The 14375-nt window shown below is 61.9% G+C and carries 16 protein-coding genes and 1 tRNA gene; 8 read left to right on the top strand and 9 right to left on the bottom strand.

Features of this window, described 5'->3' with window-relative positions; all coding sequences use genetic code 11:
* Positions 1-79 precede the first annotated feature (79 nt).
* From ABFY71_RS04260 to ABFY71_RS04240, 5 genes are all read right to left on the bottom strand, one after another.
* A complete protein-coding gene (locus ABFY71_RS04260; RefSeq protein ID WP_347944819.1) occupies positions 80-2815 on the bottom strand; it encodes a DNA translocase FtsK in 2736 nt (911 codons plus the stop codon).
* Between the two features lie 206 nt (positions 2816-3021).
* On the bottom strand, positions 3022-4380 hold the full coding sequence (locus ABFY71_RS04255; protein ID WP_347944818.1) for an ammonium transporter: 1359 nt from the start codon (positions 4378-4380) through the stop codon (positions 3022-3024).
* A gap of 20 nt (positions 4381-4400) precedes the next feature.
* Complete coding sequence (locus ABFY71_RS04250; RefSeq protein WP_305579605.1) at positions 4401-4739, bottom strand: P-II family nitrogen regulator; 339 nt, start codon at positions 4737-4739, stop codon at positions 4401-4403.
* A gap of 324 nt (positions 4740-5063) precedes the next feature.
* The gene (locus ABFY71_RS04245; RefSeq protein WP_347944817.1) at positions 5064-6452 is read right to left on the bottom strand and encodes an ammonium transporter family protein; all 1389 of its coding nucleotides are present in this window, start codon (positions 6450-6452) and stop codon (positions 5064-5066) included.
* Between the two features lie 25 nt (positions 6453-6477).
* Positions 6478-6816, bottom strand: a complete 339-nt coding sequence (locus ABFY71_RS04240; protein WP_305579603.1) for a P-II family nitrogen regulator — start codon at positions 6814-6816, stop codon at positions 6478-6480.
* Between the two features lie 258 nt (positions 6817-7074).
* On the opposite strand from ABFY71_RS04240, the gene ABFY71_RS04235 reads away from it, so the two are divergent.
* A complete protein-coding gene (locus tag ABFY71_RS04235; protein ID WP_347944816.1) occupies positions 7075-8295 on the top strand; it encodes an FAD-dependent monooxygenase in 1221 nt (406 codons plus the stop codon).
* Here the strand turns inward: ABFY71_RS04235 and ABFY71_RS04230 are convergent.
* From ABFY71_RS04230 to trxA, 4 genes are read right to left on the bottom strand one after another with little or no spacing between them, the layout of a single operon-like run.
* Positions 8292-8684, bottom strand: a complete 393-nt coding sequence (locus ABFY71_RS04230; protein WP_347944815.1) for an ACT domain-containing protein — start codon at positions 8682-8684, stop codon at positions 8292-8294. The genes ABFY71_RS04235 and ABFY71_RS04230 overlap by 4 nt on opposite strands.
* The gene (locus ABFY71_RS04225; protein ID WP_347944814.1) at positions 8674-8922 is read right to left on the bottom strand and encodes a Trm112 family protein; all 249 of its coding nucleotides are present in this window, start codon (positions 8920-8922) and stop codon (positions 8674-8676) included. Before ABFY71_RS04225 ends, ABFY71_RS04230 begins: the two co-directional genes overlap by 11 nt.
* A complete protein-coding gene (locus ABFY71_RS04220; RefSeq protein ID WP_347944813.1) occupies positions 8922-9590 on the bottom strand; it encodes an LON peptidase substrate-binding domain-containing protein in 669 nt (222 codons plus the stop codon). The genes ABFY71_RS04225 and ABFY71_RS04220 overlap by 1 nt, the downstream gene beginning before the upstream one ends.
* Positions 9591-9604: 14 nt before the next feature.
* On the bottom strand, positions 9605-10555 hold the full coding sequence (gene trxA / locus ABFY71_RS04215; protein WP_347944812.1) for a thioredoxin: 951 nt from the start codon (positions 10553-10555) through the stop codon (positions 9605-9607).
* A 201-nt stretch (positions 10556-10756) separates the two neighbouring features.
* On the opposite strand from trxA, the gene ABFY71_RS04210 reads away from it, so the two are divergent.
* The 7 genes from ABFY71_RS04210 (at position 10757) to ABFY71_RS04180 (ending at position 14370) form a co-directional block, all read left to right on the top strand.
* Positions 10757-10831, top strand: a tRNA-Gly gene (locus tag ABFY71_RS04210).
* A 292-nt stretch (positions 10832-11123) separates the two neighbouring features.
* Positions 11124-12368, top strand: coding sequence for an AAA family ATPase (locus ABFY71_RS04205; protein ID WP_347944811.1), 1245 nt, complete (start codon positions 11124-11126; stop codon positions 12366-12368).
* Between the two features lie 189 nt (positions 12369-12557).
* Positions 12558-12893, top strand: coding sequence for a hypothetical protein (locus ABFY71_RS04200; RefSeq protein WP_347944810.1), 336 nt, complete (start codon positions 12558-12560; stop codon positions 12891-12893).
* Positions 12893-13579: an SOS response-associated peptidase gene (locus ABFY71_RS04195; protein WP_347944809.1), complete on the top strand. Its 687-nt coding sequence runs from the start codon at positions 12893-12895 to the stop codon at positions 13577-13579. Before ABFY71_RS04200 ends, ABFY71_RS04195 begins: the two co-directional genes overlap by 1 nt.
* 164 nt (positions 13580-13743) lie before the next feature.
* Complete coding sequence (locus ABFY71_RS04190; RefSeq protein ID WP_347944808.1) at positions 13744-13935, top strand: YodC family protein; 192 nt, start codon at positions 13744-13746, stop codon at positions 13933-13935.
* Positions 13928-14185 (top strand): DUF6953 family protein, encoded by a 258-nt coding sequence (locus tag ABFY71_RS04185; protein ID WP_347944807.1) that lies wholly within the window; start codon positions 13928-13930, stop codon positions 14183-14185. The genes ABFY71_RS04190 and ABFY71_RS04185 overlap by 8 nt, the downstream gene beginning before the upstream one ends.
* Positions 14182-14370, top strand: a complete 189-nt coding sequence (locus ABFY71_RS04180; protein ID WP_347944806.1) for a hypothetical protein — start codon at positions 14182-14184, stop codon at positions 14368-14370. The genes ABFY71_RS04185 and ABFY71_RS04180 overlap by 4 nt, the downstream gene beginning before the upstream one ends.
* Positions 14371-14375 lie beyond the last annotated feature (5 nt).

Here is a 14375-nt window from a genome sequence, read left to right as displayed (position 1 = left end):
TCTAGGTGGTCGTTGCACGCTACCCTAGAAACCAATTGCGGCAACAGCTGGTTCCGTCGTCGCAGGCAATAGGGGCCAATCAATACTGATCGGCACCCACCAGGATTTCCCGCTTGCCGGCATGGTTGGCCTGGCTGATGACGCCTTCGCGTTCCATGCGCTCGATCAGCGTCGCGGCCTTGTTGTAGCCAATGGCCAGGCGCCGCTGCACATAGGATGTGGACGCCTTCTTGTCGGTCAAAACGATGTGGACGGCCTTGTCGTAGAGCTCATCGCCCGAACCGGCATAGTCATCGCCACTGCTGCCGCCACCGCTATCGCCCATCTCGCCATCGTCCTCGTCGGCAGTGACCGATTCAAGGTAGTCGGGCGCGCCCTGGCTCTTGAGATGGGCCACCACGGCCTCGACTTCGGCATCGGAGACAAAGGGGCCGTGCAGGCGCTTGGTGCGGCCGCCCGAGGCCATGTAGAGCATGTCGCCATTGCCCAGCAGCTGTTCGGCGCCCTGCTCACCCAGAATGGTGCGCGAATCGATCTTGGAGGTGACCATGAACGAGATGCGGGTGGGGAAGTTGGCCTTGATGGTGCCGGTGATGACGTCCACCGAAGGGCGCTGGGTGGCGGTGATGATGTGAATGCCGGCGGCACGCGCCATCTGCGCTAGGCGCTGGATGGCGCCTTCAATGTCCTTGCCGGCCACCATCATCAGATCGGCCATCTCGTCGACCACGACCACGATATAGGGCAGAACTTCGAGCTGGAATTCCTCAGTCTCAAAGATGGCTTCGCCGGTTTCGCGGTCAAACCCGGTCTGCACCGTGCGGCTGATGATCTTGCCTTCGGTGGCTGCCTCACTGACGCGCTGGTTGAAGCCGTCAATATTGCGCACGCCGATCTTGCTCATCTTGCGATAGCGGTCTTCCATCTCGCGCACGGCCCATTTGAGCGCCACCACGGCCTTTTGCGGGTCGGTGACGACGGGGGTCAGCAGATGGGGAATGCCGTCATAAATGCTCAGTTCGAGCATTTTGGGATCGATCATGATCATGCGGCACTGCTGGGGCGTCATCTGGTAGAGCAGGCTGAGGATGAAGGTGTTGATACCCACCGACTTGCCCGAACCGGTGGTGCCGGCGATCAGCAGATGCGGCATGCGCGCGAGATCGGCGATCACCGGCTCGCCGCCAATGGTCTTGCCGAGGCAGATGGGCAGCTTGCCCTTCATCTTCTCAAAGTCGGAGCTGGCCAGCATTTCGCGGAAATACACGGTTTCGCGGTTCTGGTTGGGCAGTTCGATGCCGATGGCATTGCGGCCGGGCACCACCGCCACGCGGGCGGAGATGGCGCTCATCGAGCGTGCAATATCGTCGGCCAGGGAGATGACCCGTGACGATTTGATCCCCGGGGCGGGCTCGAGTTCAAACAGGGTGACGACGGGGCCGGGGCGGACATTGATGATGTCGCCCTTGACGCCAAAATCTTCCAGCACACCCTCAAGCTGGCGCGCCATGGCTTCGAGCCGCTCGGGCGCATGTTCGGGCGAAGGGCCCTTGTGCTTGGGTTCGGCGAGCAGGTTGAGCGCGGGCAGCTCGAAGCCACCGGGCTCGTCCAGAAACGAGCTCTGGGCTTCGCGCAGCATGCGGCTGCCTGGCTGCGGCCGGGGGGCCGGGGCAGCAACCCGCGGCTTGGCCGGATCGACCGGATGGAAGCGTGAATCGCCGCGCTGATGGTGGCTGGCGGCAGGCGCTGACGGGGCATCGGCGATGAAGGGAATGTCGTCATCGACCTCGTCGGGATAGTCGAGTTCGGTATCGTCATAGCTCGGACGGGCATTGATGCGCGCCGAGGTGTCGGCTGCCATTTGCGGGGCGGCCTCGGCACTGAAAGGGGCGGCAAAAGCGGGTTCCACCGGGTGGATGCGGCGCTGGGCTGACGCCACCGTCGGCGCGTACTGATCGGGAGCGCGGCCATCCAGGCTGGGTTCGACCTCGTCCTCGCGCCAGCTGGCGGCGTCGGCCGCCTGGCGTTCGGCATGGCTCTGGCGGGCCCGGCGATAGGCGGTGCGCAGCGAATAGCCCACATGCACCACCGCACCTAGCGCGATATCGACAATCGGGTTGGTCTCTGGCTCGTCGGCCTGGGCGGCGGCGCCGCCCTTGCGGGTGGCACCGGCGGCCGCAGTTTTGCGCGGGCCGGTCGGCACGGAGGTCCCCAGACCCATGGCGATCCAGAACAGGGCCAGAGCCGGCACGGCAATGATGATGGCAAACAGAACGGTCGTTACCGCCTGCGGCTGCGCCCCGGTCACCAGCGCGGCGAGATTGGTAAAGCCGGTGCCGACCAGCCCGCCCAGGCCGGTTGGCAGCGGCCAGGTGGCCGGCATGACGACAAAGGCCAGCACGCCGGCGCCCAGCAGGGTGGCGCCGATCCAGCCCAGCAGGCGCAGACCCATATGGCTGGGCATGCGCCGCCGCGCGAAGTTCCAGCCCCACAGGGCCGGCGGCACCAGCATCAGCAAGGCGGCCAGACCAAACACCTGAAACAGCGTGTCGGCGATCACGGCGCCGGGAAAGCCCAGCCAATTGGCGGCCGGCTTGAGCGTGGCATAGGTGAAGCTGGGGTCATCGACCGACCAGGACGCCAGCGCAGCCAGACAGATCGCCACCACGGCCAGCAGCAGCAGACCGGCGAGGCGCACGGGAATGCGGATCGCCAGCGCCGGGGGTGGCGTGGGCAATGGCTTGGTCGAAGCACGGGTGCCGCGTTGCGGCACGGAGCGGATTTCGTCGAGTACGGGCGAAGGAGAGCTGGGCATGGGCGTGTCCGGAGCGGCCCGGAACGGTCCGGGCCCAATCAGTGCCATGCTAGTGGGGTCGGGTTAACCCAAGGCTAACCATCGCGGCAGGCACCCGCAAAAGTCATCGCCCGACAGCAAAAAAGCCCACGGAAGCCGCGGGCTTTTTGGTTTTGGGTGATTGAGCCAACGACCCCGGCGACGGTGTGCCGCCGGGATCGGCAAGGCTAGTTGTAGGCGCGCTCACCATGGCTGGACAGATCAAGCCCATCGCTTTCGGCCGATTCGGGAACCCGCAGGCCACCAAAGATCGCCTTGACGATAAGCATGGCCACCAACGCCACCACACCGGACCAGACAATGGCGACACCGACAGCCGTCAGCTGGATCACGAACTGGTTGACGATGGAGTAGTCTGCCGCTTCGCCAAGCGGGTAGCCGCCCATAGCGGGGGCCGCGACAATGGCGGTGCCCAGCGCGCCGACAATGCCGCCCACGCCATGGATGCCAAACACGTCAAGGCTATCGTCATATTTCAGCATGGGCTTGAGGTTGACCACGGCCCACAGGCAGACGATGCCGGCCACGCCACCGAGCGCAATGGCGCCACCGACCCCGGCAAAGCCTGCGGCGGGAGTGATTGCCACCAGACCAGCAACGGCGCCCGAGACGGCACCAAGGGCAGAGGCGTGACCGCGGGTGGTGCGTTCGGCCAGGGCCCAGGCCAGCGCGCCGGCGGCGGGGGCGAGCACGGTGTTGATCAGCGCCACGGCGGTCAGCGCATTGGCTTCCAGATTCGAGCCGGCATTGAAGCCAAACCAGCCGAACCAGAGCAGGCCGACACCGGCATAGGTCCAGACCAGATTGTGGGGCGCAATCGGCTCCTTCATGTAGCCCAGACGGGGGCCAAGCACGATGGCGGCGACGAGGGCGGCGACACCGGAATTGATGTGCACCACCGTGCCACCGGCAAAGTCATAGGCGCCCAGACCAAACAGCAGGCCGGGGCCCGACCAGACCATGTGGGCCATCGGGACATAGGAGAAGGTGAACCAGATCGCGAGGAACGCCATCAGGGCGCCAAACTTCATGCGCTCGGCGATGGCGCCGACAATCAGGGTGGAGGTGATGCAGGCAAAGGTCATTTGGAAGGCCACGAACACCAGTTCGGGCAGCTCAAAGCCGGCCGAGAAGGTTGCCGCCCGTGAGTCGAGAGTAACGCCCGACAGGAAGAACTTGGAAAAATCCCCGAAAAACGCCGACAGGCCGCCTTCGGTGGGGCCAGCAAAGGCCAGCGAGTAGCCATAGGCCACCCACAGGATGGAAATCATCGAAAAGCCGAGGAACACCTGGGTGAGAACCGACAGGATATTCTTGGCGCGCACCAGGCCGCCATAGAACAGGGCCAGACCCGGCACCGTCATGACGATCACGACCATGGTCGAGACCAGCATCCAGGCCACGTCGCCCTTGTCGACCACAGCGACCGCTTCAGTCGCCGGTGCGGCGGCGTCCTGGGCAAAGGCCGGCAGGGCCAGCAGAAGGGAGGCCAGTGCAGCGCCCCCGAAGAGTTTTGTCGTCTTCATCTTGGTATCTCCAATGAGGCTCAAAGGGCGGCCGCGCCGGTTTCACCGGTGCGAATGCGGGTGATAGCCAGCAGCTCGAGCACGAAAATCTTGCCATCGCCGATGCGGCCAGTCTGGGCACTGTCGCGGATGGCGTTGACAACTTCGTCGGCAATGGTGTCATCGACGGCGATCTCAAGCTTGAGCTTGGGCAGGAAGTGCACCGCATATTCGGTGCCGCGGTAAATTTCCGAGTGCCCCTTCTGGCGGCCGAAACCCTTCACTTCGGTCACGGTCATGCCGTGTACGTCGAGCGCGGTGAGTGCCTGACGAACCTCTTCGAGACGCGATGGCTTGATAATGGCGATAACCAGTTTCACGTTTGCCCCCTTTTGCAACTTAGTGCTTGGTCTGGAATAGCTTCATAGACTCAAGCGCCGTGCCAAGTGCGTGATCGCGGGCAAAACCCTGCATCTTCATGGTGTTAGAATATGTTGTCTGCGTTTTCCGGCGCAGGCTTTCGCATTCTGCCTAAAATTTGGGCAGAAAGGCACCGGATCTGCACATTTCTGCGGCGCATCGTCGCTGGCCCGCCGCCGTTGGCGCGGGGAACATCGGGTTCAGACGAGGCTGGCGCCGGACTTTGGACAAGCCCGTGCCAGGGCAGGTGGAAGGCCGGGCGGACCCGGCCTTCGCGTGAGGGGTTACCTGAACTCGGGATAGGCCTCGATGCCGATTTCGGCGACATCCAGGCCCGCATCCTCGTCCTCGGCCGTGGGGCGCAGGCCCATGGTTGCCTTGAGGATGAACCAGACCGCAAAGCTCACCACGAAGGTGAAGACACCGACGATGATGATGGAGATCAGCTGACCGCCCAGATTGGCGTCCGGATTGGTGAAGACCACGGCAATGGTGCCCCAGATGCCGGCGAGCAGGTGGACCGGGATGGCGCCAACCACGTCGTCGATCTTGAGCCGGTCGAGCATGGGCACACCCAGCACGACGATGATGCCGCCCACCGCGCCGATCAGCGACGCCGTGCCCAGGCCGGGCGTGAGGGGTTCAGCGGTGACCGCCACCAGGCCGGCAAGCGCCCCGTTGATGACAAAGGTCAGGTCGAACTTCTTGTAGAGCAGGCCTGAAAGCACCAGAGCAGCCAAGGCCCCGCCGACGGCGCCGGCATTGGTATTGGCCATGATGCGACCGACCGCGGCCATGTCGTTCACCGAACCCATGGCGAGCTGGGAGGCCCCGTTAAAGCCGAACCAGCCGAGCCAGAGGATGAACATGCCCAGCGTCGCCAGCGGCATGGACGAACCGGGCATGGCATTGACCGTGCCGTCGGCATTGAACTTGCCGCGACGCGCGCCGAGCAGAATGGCGCCGGCCAATGCAGCCCAGCCCCCGACCGAGTGCACTACCGTGGAACCGGCAAAGTCGAGGAAGCCGAACTGGCTGTCGAGGAAACCGCCGCCCCATTTCCAGGAGCCGGCAATGGGGTAGATCAGGCCGGTCAGCACGACGGTGAAGAGCAGGAAGGGTACCAGCTTGATACGCTCGGCCAAGGTGCCCGAGACGATCGAGGCGGCGGTGGCGCAGAACATGACCTGAAAGAAGAAGTCGGCGCTGGTGGCGGCATAGGAGAAGTCATCGGCCGTATCGGCGGTGACGCCAACCGCTTCGAGCACGGCAATGCCGAAGGCGCCCAGATAGCCGCCGGTCTCGTCAGCACCCATGATCCAATTGCCCAGCGGGTACATCAGGTTGTAGCCGATCAGGTAATACATCAGGCAGGCGACGCCAAACAGCGAGATGTTCTTGAGCAGCTGCATCGAGACATTCTTGGTGCGCACCATGCCCGCTTCGACCATGGCGAAACCTGCCGCCATGAAGAATACCAGGATGCCCCCGAGCACCATCAACAGCGAATTGAGGATGAAGACGACGTCGGCCGAGACGCCTTCGCTGACCGTCGCCGCGGCCTCGGCAGCTTCCGCAGGCGCGGCATCCTGACCCAGAGCGGGAAGGGTGAGCAGCAGGCCCGCCAGGGCTATGCCCCCCAGCAGGCGCCGCGATGTTTTCTGACCTGTCATTGTTCTTGTTCTCCGGAGATGTCGGTTAAAGCGCGGCCGGACCGGTTTCACCGGTGCGGATGCGCGTAATGGCCAAAAGGTCGAGCACGAAGATCTTGCCATCGCCTATGCGCCCGGTCTGGGCGCTGTCGCGGATGGCATTGGTCACCGGATCGGCGACCGCATCATCGACGGCGATTTCCACCTTGAGCTTGGGCAGGAAATGAACCGCGTATTCCGTGCCTCGGTAGATTTCGGAATGGCCCTTCTGGCGTCCGTAACCCTTGACCTCGGTGACAGTCATGCCGTGGACGTCCAGTGAATTGAGGGCCTGGCGGACCTCTTCGAGACGTGATGGCTTGATGATCGCAACAATCAGCTTCATGTAAACTCCCGCAGCGCTGCAATGTCTTTACGTCAGTCTAGACTCAAGAGCCGTGCCAGAATTGGGACGCAATCTCTAGACGACTGAAATACTTGCAGAAAATTGCCGGAAGACTGCCTTTCTGCCCCGGCTATTCACGCACCGGGGTTGATCGATGCACAATAGATTGGCATTTTGGATTTTTGTGCCCAACAGATAGGCAGCTTGGCAGCGTGGCGTGTTCGGCGTAGGGATCGGCATACGCAGATGGAGGCCGGCATGCAGGACCAGGAACGCTTTGATGTCATCATCGTGGGTGGTGGGCCCGTCGGGCTGACGCTGGCGCTGGCGCTGACCCAGGCGGCCCGCGGCATCCGCGTGGCGCTGGTGGATCGGCGGCCGCTGGCGGTGCCGCGCGACAACCGCGCCTCGGCCATCGCGGCGGGGGTGCGGCGGGTGTTTGAGGCGCTGGGGGTGTGGCCTGCCATGCTGGCGGAAGCGCAACCCATCAGCGCTATGCGCATCACCGATTCGGGCGAGGGTGATATTTCGCGGCCACTGTTCCTCAGCTTTGATGGCGATCTGGCGCCCGGCGAGGCCTTTGCCCATATGGTGCCGAACCGGGTCAGTACGTCGGCGCTGATGGAGGCGCTGGGCGATGCTGCCAGCATCATCGCGCCGGCCCAGGTCGCCGGTTACGTGGTAACGGGCGATCTGGCGGCATTGTCGCTGGCCGATGGCCGGGTATTGCGGGCGCCGCTGCTGGTGGCGGCCGATGGCAGCCAGTCGGCCTTGCGCGGCATGGCCGGGATTGGCGTGACCGGGCATGATTATGGCCAGACCGGGCTGGTGACCACCATTGCCCACGCCCTGCCCCATGACGGCGTCGCCTATGAGCATTTCCGGCCGGCCGGCCCCTTCGCCAGCCTGCCGCTGCCCGGCAACCGCTCCTCGCTGGTATGGACCGAACGCAGCGACGCCGCCGGGCATTATCTGGACCTTGATCCAGTGGCGCTGGCGGCCGAGATCGAGACGGTGATGGGCGCCACGCTGGGCGCGGTCACGGTGGAAGAAAAGCTGATGGGGTTTCCGCTGCGCCTGCAGATTGCGCGCAGTTTTATCGCGCCACGGCTGGCGCTGGTGGGTGATGCGGCCCATGTGGTGCACCCGATTGCCGGTCAGGGGCTCAATCTTGGGCTCAAGGATGTGGCGGCGCTGGCCGAAGTGGTCATTGAAGCGGTGCGGCTGGGGCTCGATCATGGCAGCGACGATGTGCTGGAGCACTATCAGAGCTGGCGCCGGCTCGACACTGCGGGCATGGCGGCAATGACCGACGGGCTCAACCGGCTGTTTTCCAATGATGTGGCGCCGGTCCGCGCCCTGCGCGACTTCGGGCTGGGGCTGGTGGATCGGGCCGGGCCGGTCAAATCGGCGCTGATCCGCACAGCTGCTGGGGTATCGTCAGGCGGGCCCAGACTCTTGAGCGGGCTGCCGCTCTAGCCGAGGGCACGCAAGACGGCGACCGCCTCGTCGCGGCGATCCCAGGGGACAAAGACATGATCGTGGTGGTAGGCGGCCACGACATTGGCGCTGATGCCGGCTTGGGTCAGCGCAGTGGCCATGGCTGCGGTCATGCCGACCGCCTCAAGCGCGGAATGCACCATCATGGTGATGCGCGCCCAGCGACCTTCTGCGGCGATGCCGGCAGCGGTCAGGTCATCAAGCATGGCGATGATGGTCAGCCCCTCGGCCTCGCGCAGTAACCCGAAGGGCTCCAGTCCGGCGGGCAGGGCCTGACCATGCGGCAGCAGGGCGAAGCCGTAGGGATGGATGTCGAGCACCGGGTTGAGCCCGGCCAGCAGACGGGCCAGATCGCTCTCAGCGGCCATAATTGCCGTCGTCGAGGTTGGGCAGGCGCCGCAGCGAATCGGGGTCGACCTGGCGCGCCTCGTCGAGGCTGAGCAGCGGCACGCCGCTGACGATGGGAAACGCCAGGCGCGCTGCCACCGAAACCAGTTCCTGACGATCCGCCGACAGGACCAAACGGGTCTTGGTCAGCGGACAGACCAGCATTTCGAGGGTCTTGATATCGAGCACGTAGCGCGGATCGACCGGGGGCGTGGCCATCAGTTGAGCGAGGGGGCGCTGCCGCCGCTGCCGCGCGCCATTTCATATTCGGTCATGGCGATCAGCGTTTCGGCGCGTTGTTCGAGCGTGGGGGCTTCGAGCAGGAGCTGCTTGTCGGCTGCATCATAGGGGCCGACCATGCAGCAGAAATTGACCAGATCGGCGGTGCCGGTGCGCTCGATCTCCTCCCAGTTCAGCTCGATATTGGCGAAGTCGGCATAGTCGCGCATCAGCCTGACGAAACGCTCCCGGTCCACCGCCTCCTCACCGAAATTGCGGGTGAAATCGCTGGCAAAATCGCTGGCATCAACAACGCACTGGCGATAGGGCGTCAGCACGGTCAGCTCATGGGCAAGGCGGAACCGCGTCACGCCTTCGAGAATGATGAAATAGCGGCCCTCCCCGCTCTCCTCGAAATGGGTGATGCGGCCCAGGCAGCCAATGGCCTGCAGCGGATCGCGACCGCGCGGGCTTTCCTCGGTCGTGTCTTCGGGCTGGATCAGGCCAATCAGGCGATCGCCGCGCAGCGCCGCGTCCACCATCTCGATATAGCGCGGCTCAAAGACATTGAGCGGCCGGTGCGAGAACGGCAGCAGCAGCGCTCCCGAAAGCGGGAACAGCGGCACTGATTTGGGCAGATCGGCGGGCTGGGCGGGGCGCTTGAGCATCGATGCGGTTGCTCCTAGGAGAACAGCGCCGCCGACAACAGGCGGCGACCCTTGGCCGTTGCTGGGTCCTTGGGGCCCCAGGCATCAAAAAATTCCAGCAGCTTGGCGCGGGCGCCATCCTCGTTCCAGCTGCGATCGCGCTTGACGATGGCGACCAGCGCTTCGGCCGCCTCAAGGCGCTTGTCATGGCCATTGAGCGCCAGCGCCAGATCAAAGCGCGCCTGATGGTCATCGGGATTGCTGGCGAGCGCCGCTTCGAGCGCGCTGATGTCACCGAGATTGGCTGCTTCGGCCTTGAGGCGGATGGAATTGATGGCGCTGACATAGGCCTCACCCTTGCGCTCGGCTTCGGGCACCAGATCCAGCGTCGCCTGCGCCTGCTCGGTTTCGTCAGTGGCCAGATAAACCTGGGCGAGGCCGACCAGAGCGGCGGCGTTTTCAGGCTGATGTTGCACGACCGTGCCAAACAATTGCGCGGCGGTGCCGAGGTCGCCCGCCAGCAAAGCCGCCTCGGCCGCCTCGATGGCGTCAGCGATCTGGGCTTCAATTGTTCCCGCGCCCGGCTGGGGGGCTGGCGCGGCGGCAATCACCTTGTCGGCAAAGCGACGGATTTCGGCTTCCGGCATGGCGCCCATGAAACCGTCGACCGGACGCCCGCCGGCAAAGGCAAACACGGCGGGAATCGACTGCACGCCCAGCTGCCCGGCAATCTGGGGATGCTCATCGATATTGATCTTGATCAGCTTTATCGCGCCGGCCTTCTCATTGACCACTTTTTCCAGCGCTGGCGTGAGCTGGCGGCAGGGGCCGCACCAGGGGGCCCAGAAATCGACCAGCACGGGCTGGTCAGCCGAGGCGTCAATCACGTCAACCTTGAATGCGGCGTCGCTGGATTCCTTGATCAGGGCGCCGGCGGGCGGAACATTGGCGGGAGCGGCAGTGAGGTCGAGGATCGGGGTGGACATGATAAAAGGCCCTTGCAGCTAGGCGAAATCTGAAAGTTCTGGGCCCTTCTTGCGCCCGCGAACCGTGATGTGACAAGCCCCCCAACCCACAAGGCGACGCGAAGATCACGCGACGGTCAAAATGTGGGTTGCAATCGGGCTGGTGTTTAGGCATATAGGCCCGCGTCGGCGGCGAACAAGACCAGTCGCAGACAATGGAGTGCGGGTGTAGCTCAGGGGTAGAGCATAACCTTGCCAAGGTTAGGGTCGTGGGTTCGAATCCCATCGCCCGCTCCAAAAACCTCCTTGTTAAATCAAGGGGTTAACGTCAAAAGGCCGAGCCATGTGCTCGGCCTTTCGTTTTTCCGGGCAGCACCTGGGCAGCACACTGCAAAAGCCGAAATGCGGCGAAAATCCGTCATTGTCGAATAGCCTCGGAATGAGCATTCGCTCCAACAGCCCACCATTTCCGAGTTGCTGTCAGCACGCGATAGCGCTCATTACCCTTTGCCCACCGACCACCGACAGCATCGACTTTTCGCCAATTTCTGAGTTAAGTGCGTGTCACGATTTCAGATAAAGCCGAGAAATGAAGTACAACCCTTTCAAGCCCAACGATATCGTTCACCAGGGAATGTTTGTCGGCCGCCTCGATGAGATCAACAATATCGAGCGAAGCCTCTTTCAGGCAAAGCACGGCAACCCCCAACATTTCTTGGTGATCGGCGAACGCGGAATTGGAAAGTCTTCCCTGCTCTTCTACGTGAAGGTGCTGGCGGACGGCCTACCCATCGCGCCTGACGAGCGCATGAATTTTATGACGGTCCCGGTGGACCTCGGCGGCTGTACCACTCAGCTTGATGTAATTCGTAAGATTGGAAGAGGATTTCGCACTGCTCTTTCCCGGAAGCAGCAGGTACGGGAAAAAATCGGCAAAATATGGGACTGGGTGACCAATTGGGAGGTTCTGGGGGTTCAGTACCATAAAGAAGATCGCGCGATCGACTTTGAAGAAATTTGCGAAGAGTTTGTGACTCATTTGGCAGAGTTCTGCGATCTCACCTCCAACGACATGGACGGCGTCGTGTTTCTAATAGACGAAGCCGATAGGCCTCCTGTGGAAGCGAATCTGGGTTTGCAGCTAAAGATGATCACAGAGAGGTTGACCTGGGCATCATGTGATCGGGTGCTTTTTGGTCTAGCCGGGCTGCCGCCATTGCTGAGCAAGCTAAGAGATAGCCATGAATCGTCACCGAGGCTCTTTCAAATAATGCACCTGGAACCGCTCGAGTTGGACGAGCGAATCCGGGTCGTTAACTTAGGGCTCGAAGAGGCAAATTCGCGAAATGCCGTGAAGACCACAATCACCGAAGAGGGTATTGAGTTTTTGGCCGACCTATCAGAAGGCTACCCGCATTTCGTTCAGCAGTTCTCTTACTCGGCTTTTGAGCACGACAAGGATAACATAATCGATGTTGAGGACGTGGGTGATGCCGCCTTTAAGGACGGTGGCGCCCTATCCCAATTGGGCGACAAGTTCTTTAGCGAAATGTATCACGCGCGAATTTCCTCTGAGGAGTATCGACGTGTACTAGATGCTATGGCGGACCATGGGGATCAGTGGGTGACTAGAAAAACGATTATTGCGGAGTCTGGCGTTAGCGAAACCAATGTGACCAATGCGCTACAGGCCTTGAAGGCCAAGAGTGTAATTCTGCAAGATGATACGCGGAGAGGGGTTTATCGGCTTCCGACGAATTCCTTCGCGGCGTGGATCAACGCGATCCGAGCGGCGCGCGCGAAAAGCGATGCTGGCATCGCTACGCTGTTCTAAATGATCGTTTCCAGCGCCTTCCATTGGCGTCCATTACGCTCCATTAAATTCTGATACAGGAGTTGTAGGCTGATGGTCCTACTGCTTCGTCTCGTTGCCTAGGGTGAGAATGTTCCATTAGGCTCCAGTGCCTTCCATTAGCATCCATTAGGATCCATTAGCTCCCAAACCTGCGCCGAGATGGAGCGCATGCCGTCGCTACCATTCTACCAGTGGACCGTCGATGATGAAGAGATCGCCGAGGACGCGATCATGGTGGGCATTGGCGGCATCGATATCCACATGCTGGCCGTCGGGCTGGCCTATGTGGAGCCGACGGCCAGCATCTACTGGTGCGCCAGGTTGACAGGCAGGGGCGTGTTCGAGGCAGGCGGGGAGATGGGGCCTTGGTCCGTGCCAGACGCCTTGGATAGCGCCCATGCGCTGCGCATCCTGATGGGCTATGACCGCGTTGTGGTGACAATGGCAGAGGTGGGCATCTGGCGCGATGCTTGGGGCCGTCTGGCCGACCAGGAGGGCTATTGATGTGCGGACGCTTCACCAATGAAATGACGTGGTCGCAGATCCATGCCCTCTACAAGCTGAGCGACAAACTGCACCCGGTGGCACCTTCTAATCTGCAGCCACGGCATAACATTGCACCCACCCAAGACGTCGATATCGTCCATCTGGACAAGGCCGGTGAATTAGAGCTCGACCGCGGCCGATGGTGGTTGGTGCCGTTTTTCGCGAAGGAACTGCCCAAGGCGGCGATGTTCAACGCGAGGATAGAAACCGTCGATATCTCGGGTGCTTTTCGCGAAGGGTTCAAGTCGCGCCGCTGCCTGATTCCAGCTGATGGCTATTTTGAATGGACAAAGGCGGAGGACGGCGGCAAGGATCCCTGGCTACTGCAAATGCCCAATGGGCAGCCATTCAGCTTCGCCGGGATTTGGGCGCGCAACGACAATTTGGGCGTGACCAGCTGCACGATCATCACCGCGCCTGCCGTTCCAGAGATTGCCCACCTTCACGATCGAATGCCCGTAATTTTGGCGCCAGAAGCCTACGGCACCTGGCTCGACACCAGGGTGCAAGGCAAAGACGCCAAGGCCTTACTGCTCGACGCCCAGATCGACCATATGCTTGAGTTCCATCGGGTCGACCGTGCCGTGAACTCCAGCCGATATGACGGGACCGACACCAAAAAGCCCCTGATCAATTCGCTGTAGCCCCGGGCGCTTTACTCGATTTTCGGTGACGTCGCCGTGCTGAAACAGCACAGCTGGTTCGCCAAATCCCCATTCACCAGGTCCGCAGACCGCGACGAGGGGGTGCGATTGAAAGCGCCTTGTAAGTAAGCGACACTGCGCTCAACTAACTATGGGATTCGGTGATGGCAAATAAGTTCAATGTCGGCGATATCGTCCAGCTCAAGTCAGGCGGACCAGCCATGACTGTCGAGAAGGCTACCGGGGGCGATTCCGGCGGCTATTGGTGTGAATGGTTCCGAGGCGCATCGAAAGAGCGAGCTCATTTCACCGAGGACACGCTAAAGAATTACGTGGCGCCCAACAACAATGACTGAGGAAGAAGCCGCGCGGTGGATGCTTCGGGAATATGATGAGTTTGGCTTCATCTATCAGGAGGCAGCCGCCGGCCACCTATTTCAACTCAATGACGAGAAGCTCGCCTACTTTGATAGGAGCTCTAATCTGTGCGTCGGCAAGGGCGTGTTGGCAATTTTCAATCGTCTGACACCCACCGCTGTTTATGAACGGAGCGGAAAGTTCTGGAGGCGCCGGCTGGAAACAGACCAACCGGGGAGGCAGCAATGAGTGAGCTCGCCGATATTGAGGATGGCAGCGGGAAGGTTATTGGAAAGATCGACCTTTCATCCATGCGGGTGGTAGCGCCAAATCGAGAGGTAGATCGGGCTATTTCCGATGGTGAGCTGCTCTATATGAACAAGAATGGCATCAGGTCTATCCTATCGGCGCCGGCTGCAACGAAACGGCGTTAGGATCT

The sequence above is a fragment of the Devosia alba genome (genome assembly GCF_039938915.1).
Lineage (GTDB): Bacteria > Pseudomonadota > Alphaproteobacteria > Rhizobiales > Devosiaceae > Devosia > Devosia alba.
This window is presented reverse-complemented; position numbering and strand designations above follow the sequence as displayed.

Bases quoted from the DNA above. Each gene is read 5' to 3' on its own strand.
- ABFY71_RS04180 (WP_347944806.1), top strand. From the start codon at position 14,182: ATGAGTGAGCTCGCCGATATTGAGGATGGCAGCGGGAAGGTTATTGGA.
- ABFY71_RS04220 (WP_347944813.1), bottom strand. From the start codon at position 9,590: ATGCTCAAGCGCCCCGCCCAGCCCGCCGATCTGCCCAAATCAGTGCCG.
- ABFY71_RS04260 (WP_347944819.1), bottom strand. From the start codon at position 2,815: ATGCCCAGCTCTCCTTCGCCCGTACTCGACGAAATCCGCTCCGTGCCG.
- ABFY71_RS04240 (WP_305579603.1), bottom strand. From the start codon at position 6,816: ATGAAGCTGATTGTTGCGATCATCAAGCCATCACGTCTCGAAGAGGTC.
- ABFY71_RS04235 (WP_347944816.1), top strand. From the start codon at position 7,075: ATGCAGGACCAGGAACGCTTTGATGTCATCATCGTGGGTGGTGGGCCC.
- ABFY71_RS04195 (WP_347944809.1), top strand. From the start codon at position 12,893: ATGTGCGGACGCTTCACCAATGAAATGACGTGGTCGCAGATCCATGCC.
- ABFY71_RS04255 (WP_347944818.1), bottom strand. From the start codon at position 4,380: ATGAAGACGACAAAACTCTTCGGGGGCGCTGCACTGGCCTCCCTTCTG.
- trxA (WP_347944812.1), bottom strand. From the start codon at position 10,555: ATGTCCACCCCGATCCTCGACCTCACTGCCGCTCCCGCCAATGTTCCG.
- ABFY71_RS04230 (WP_347944815.1), bottom strand. From the start codon at position 8,684: ATGGCCGCTGAGAGCGATCTGGCCCGTCTGCTGGCCGGGCTCAACCCG.
- ABFY71_RS04200 (WP_347944810.1), top strand. From the start codon at position 12,558: ATGCCGTCGCTACCATTCTACCAGTGGACCGTCGATGATGAAGAGATC.
- ABFY71_RS04245 (WP_347944817.1), bottom strand. From the start codon at position 6,452: ATGACAGGTCAGAAAACATCGCGGCGCCTGCTGGGGGGCATAGCCCTG.
- ABFY71_RS04205 (WP_347944811.1), top strand. From the start codon at position 11,124: ATGAAGTACAACCCTTTCAAGCCCAACGATATCGTTCACCAGGGAATG.
- ABFY71_RS04185 (WP_347944807.1), top strand. From the start codon at position 13,928: ATGACTGAGGAAGAAGCCGCGCGGTGGATGCTTCGGGAATATGATGAG.
- ABFY71_RS04190 (WP_347944808.1), top strand. From the start codon at position 13,744: ATGGCAAATAAGTTCAATGTCGGCGATATCGTCCAGCTCAAGTCAGGC.
- ABFY71_RS04225 (WP_347944814.1), bottom strand. From the start codon at position 8,922: ATGGCCACGCCCCCGGTCGATCCGCGCTACGTGCTCGATATCAAGACC.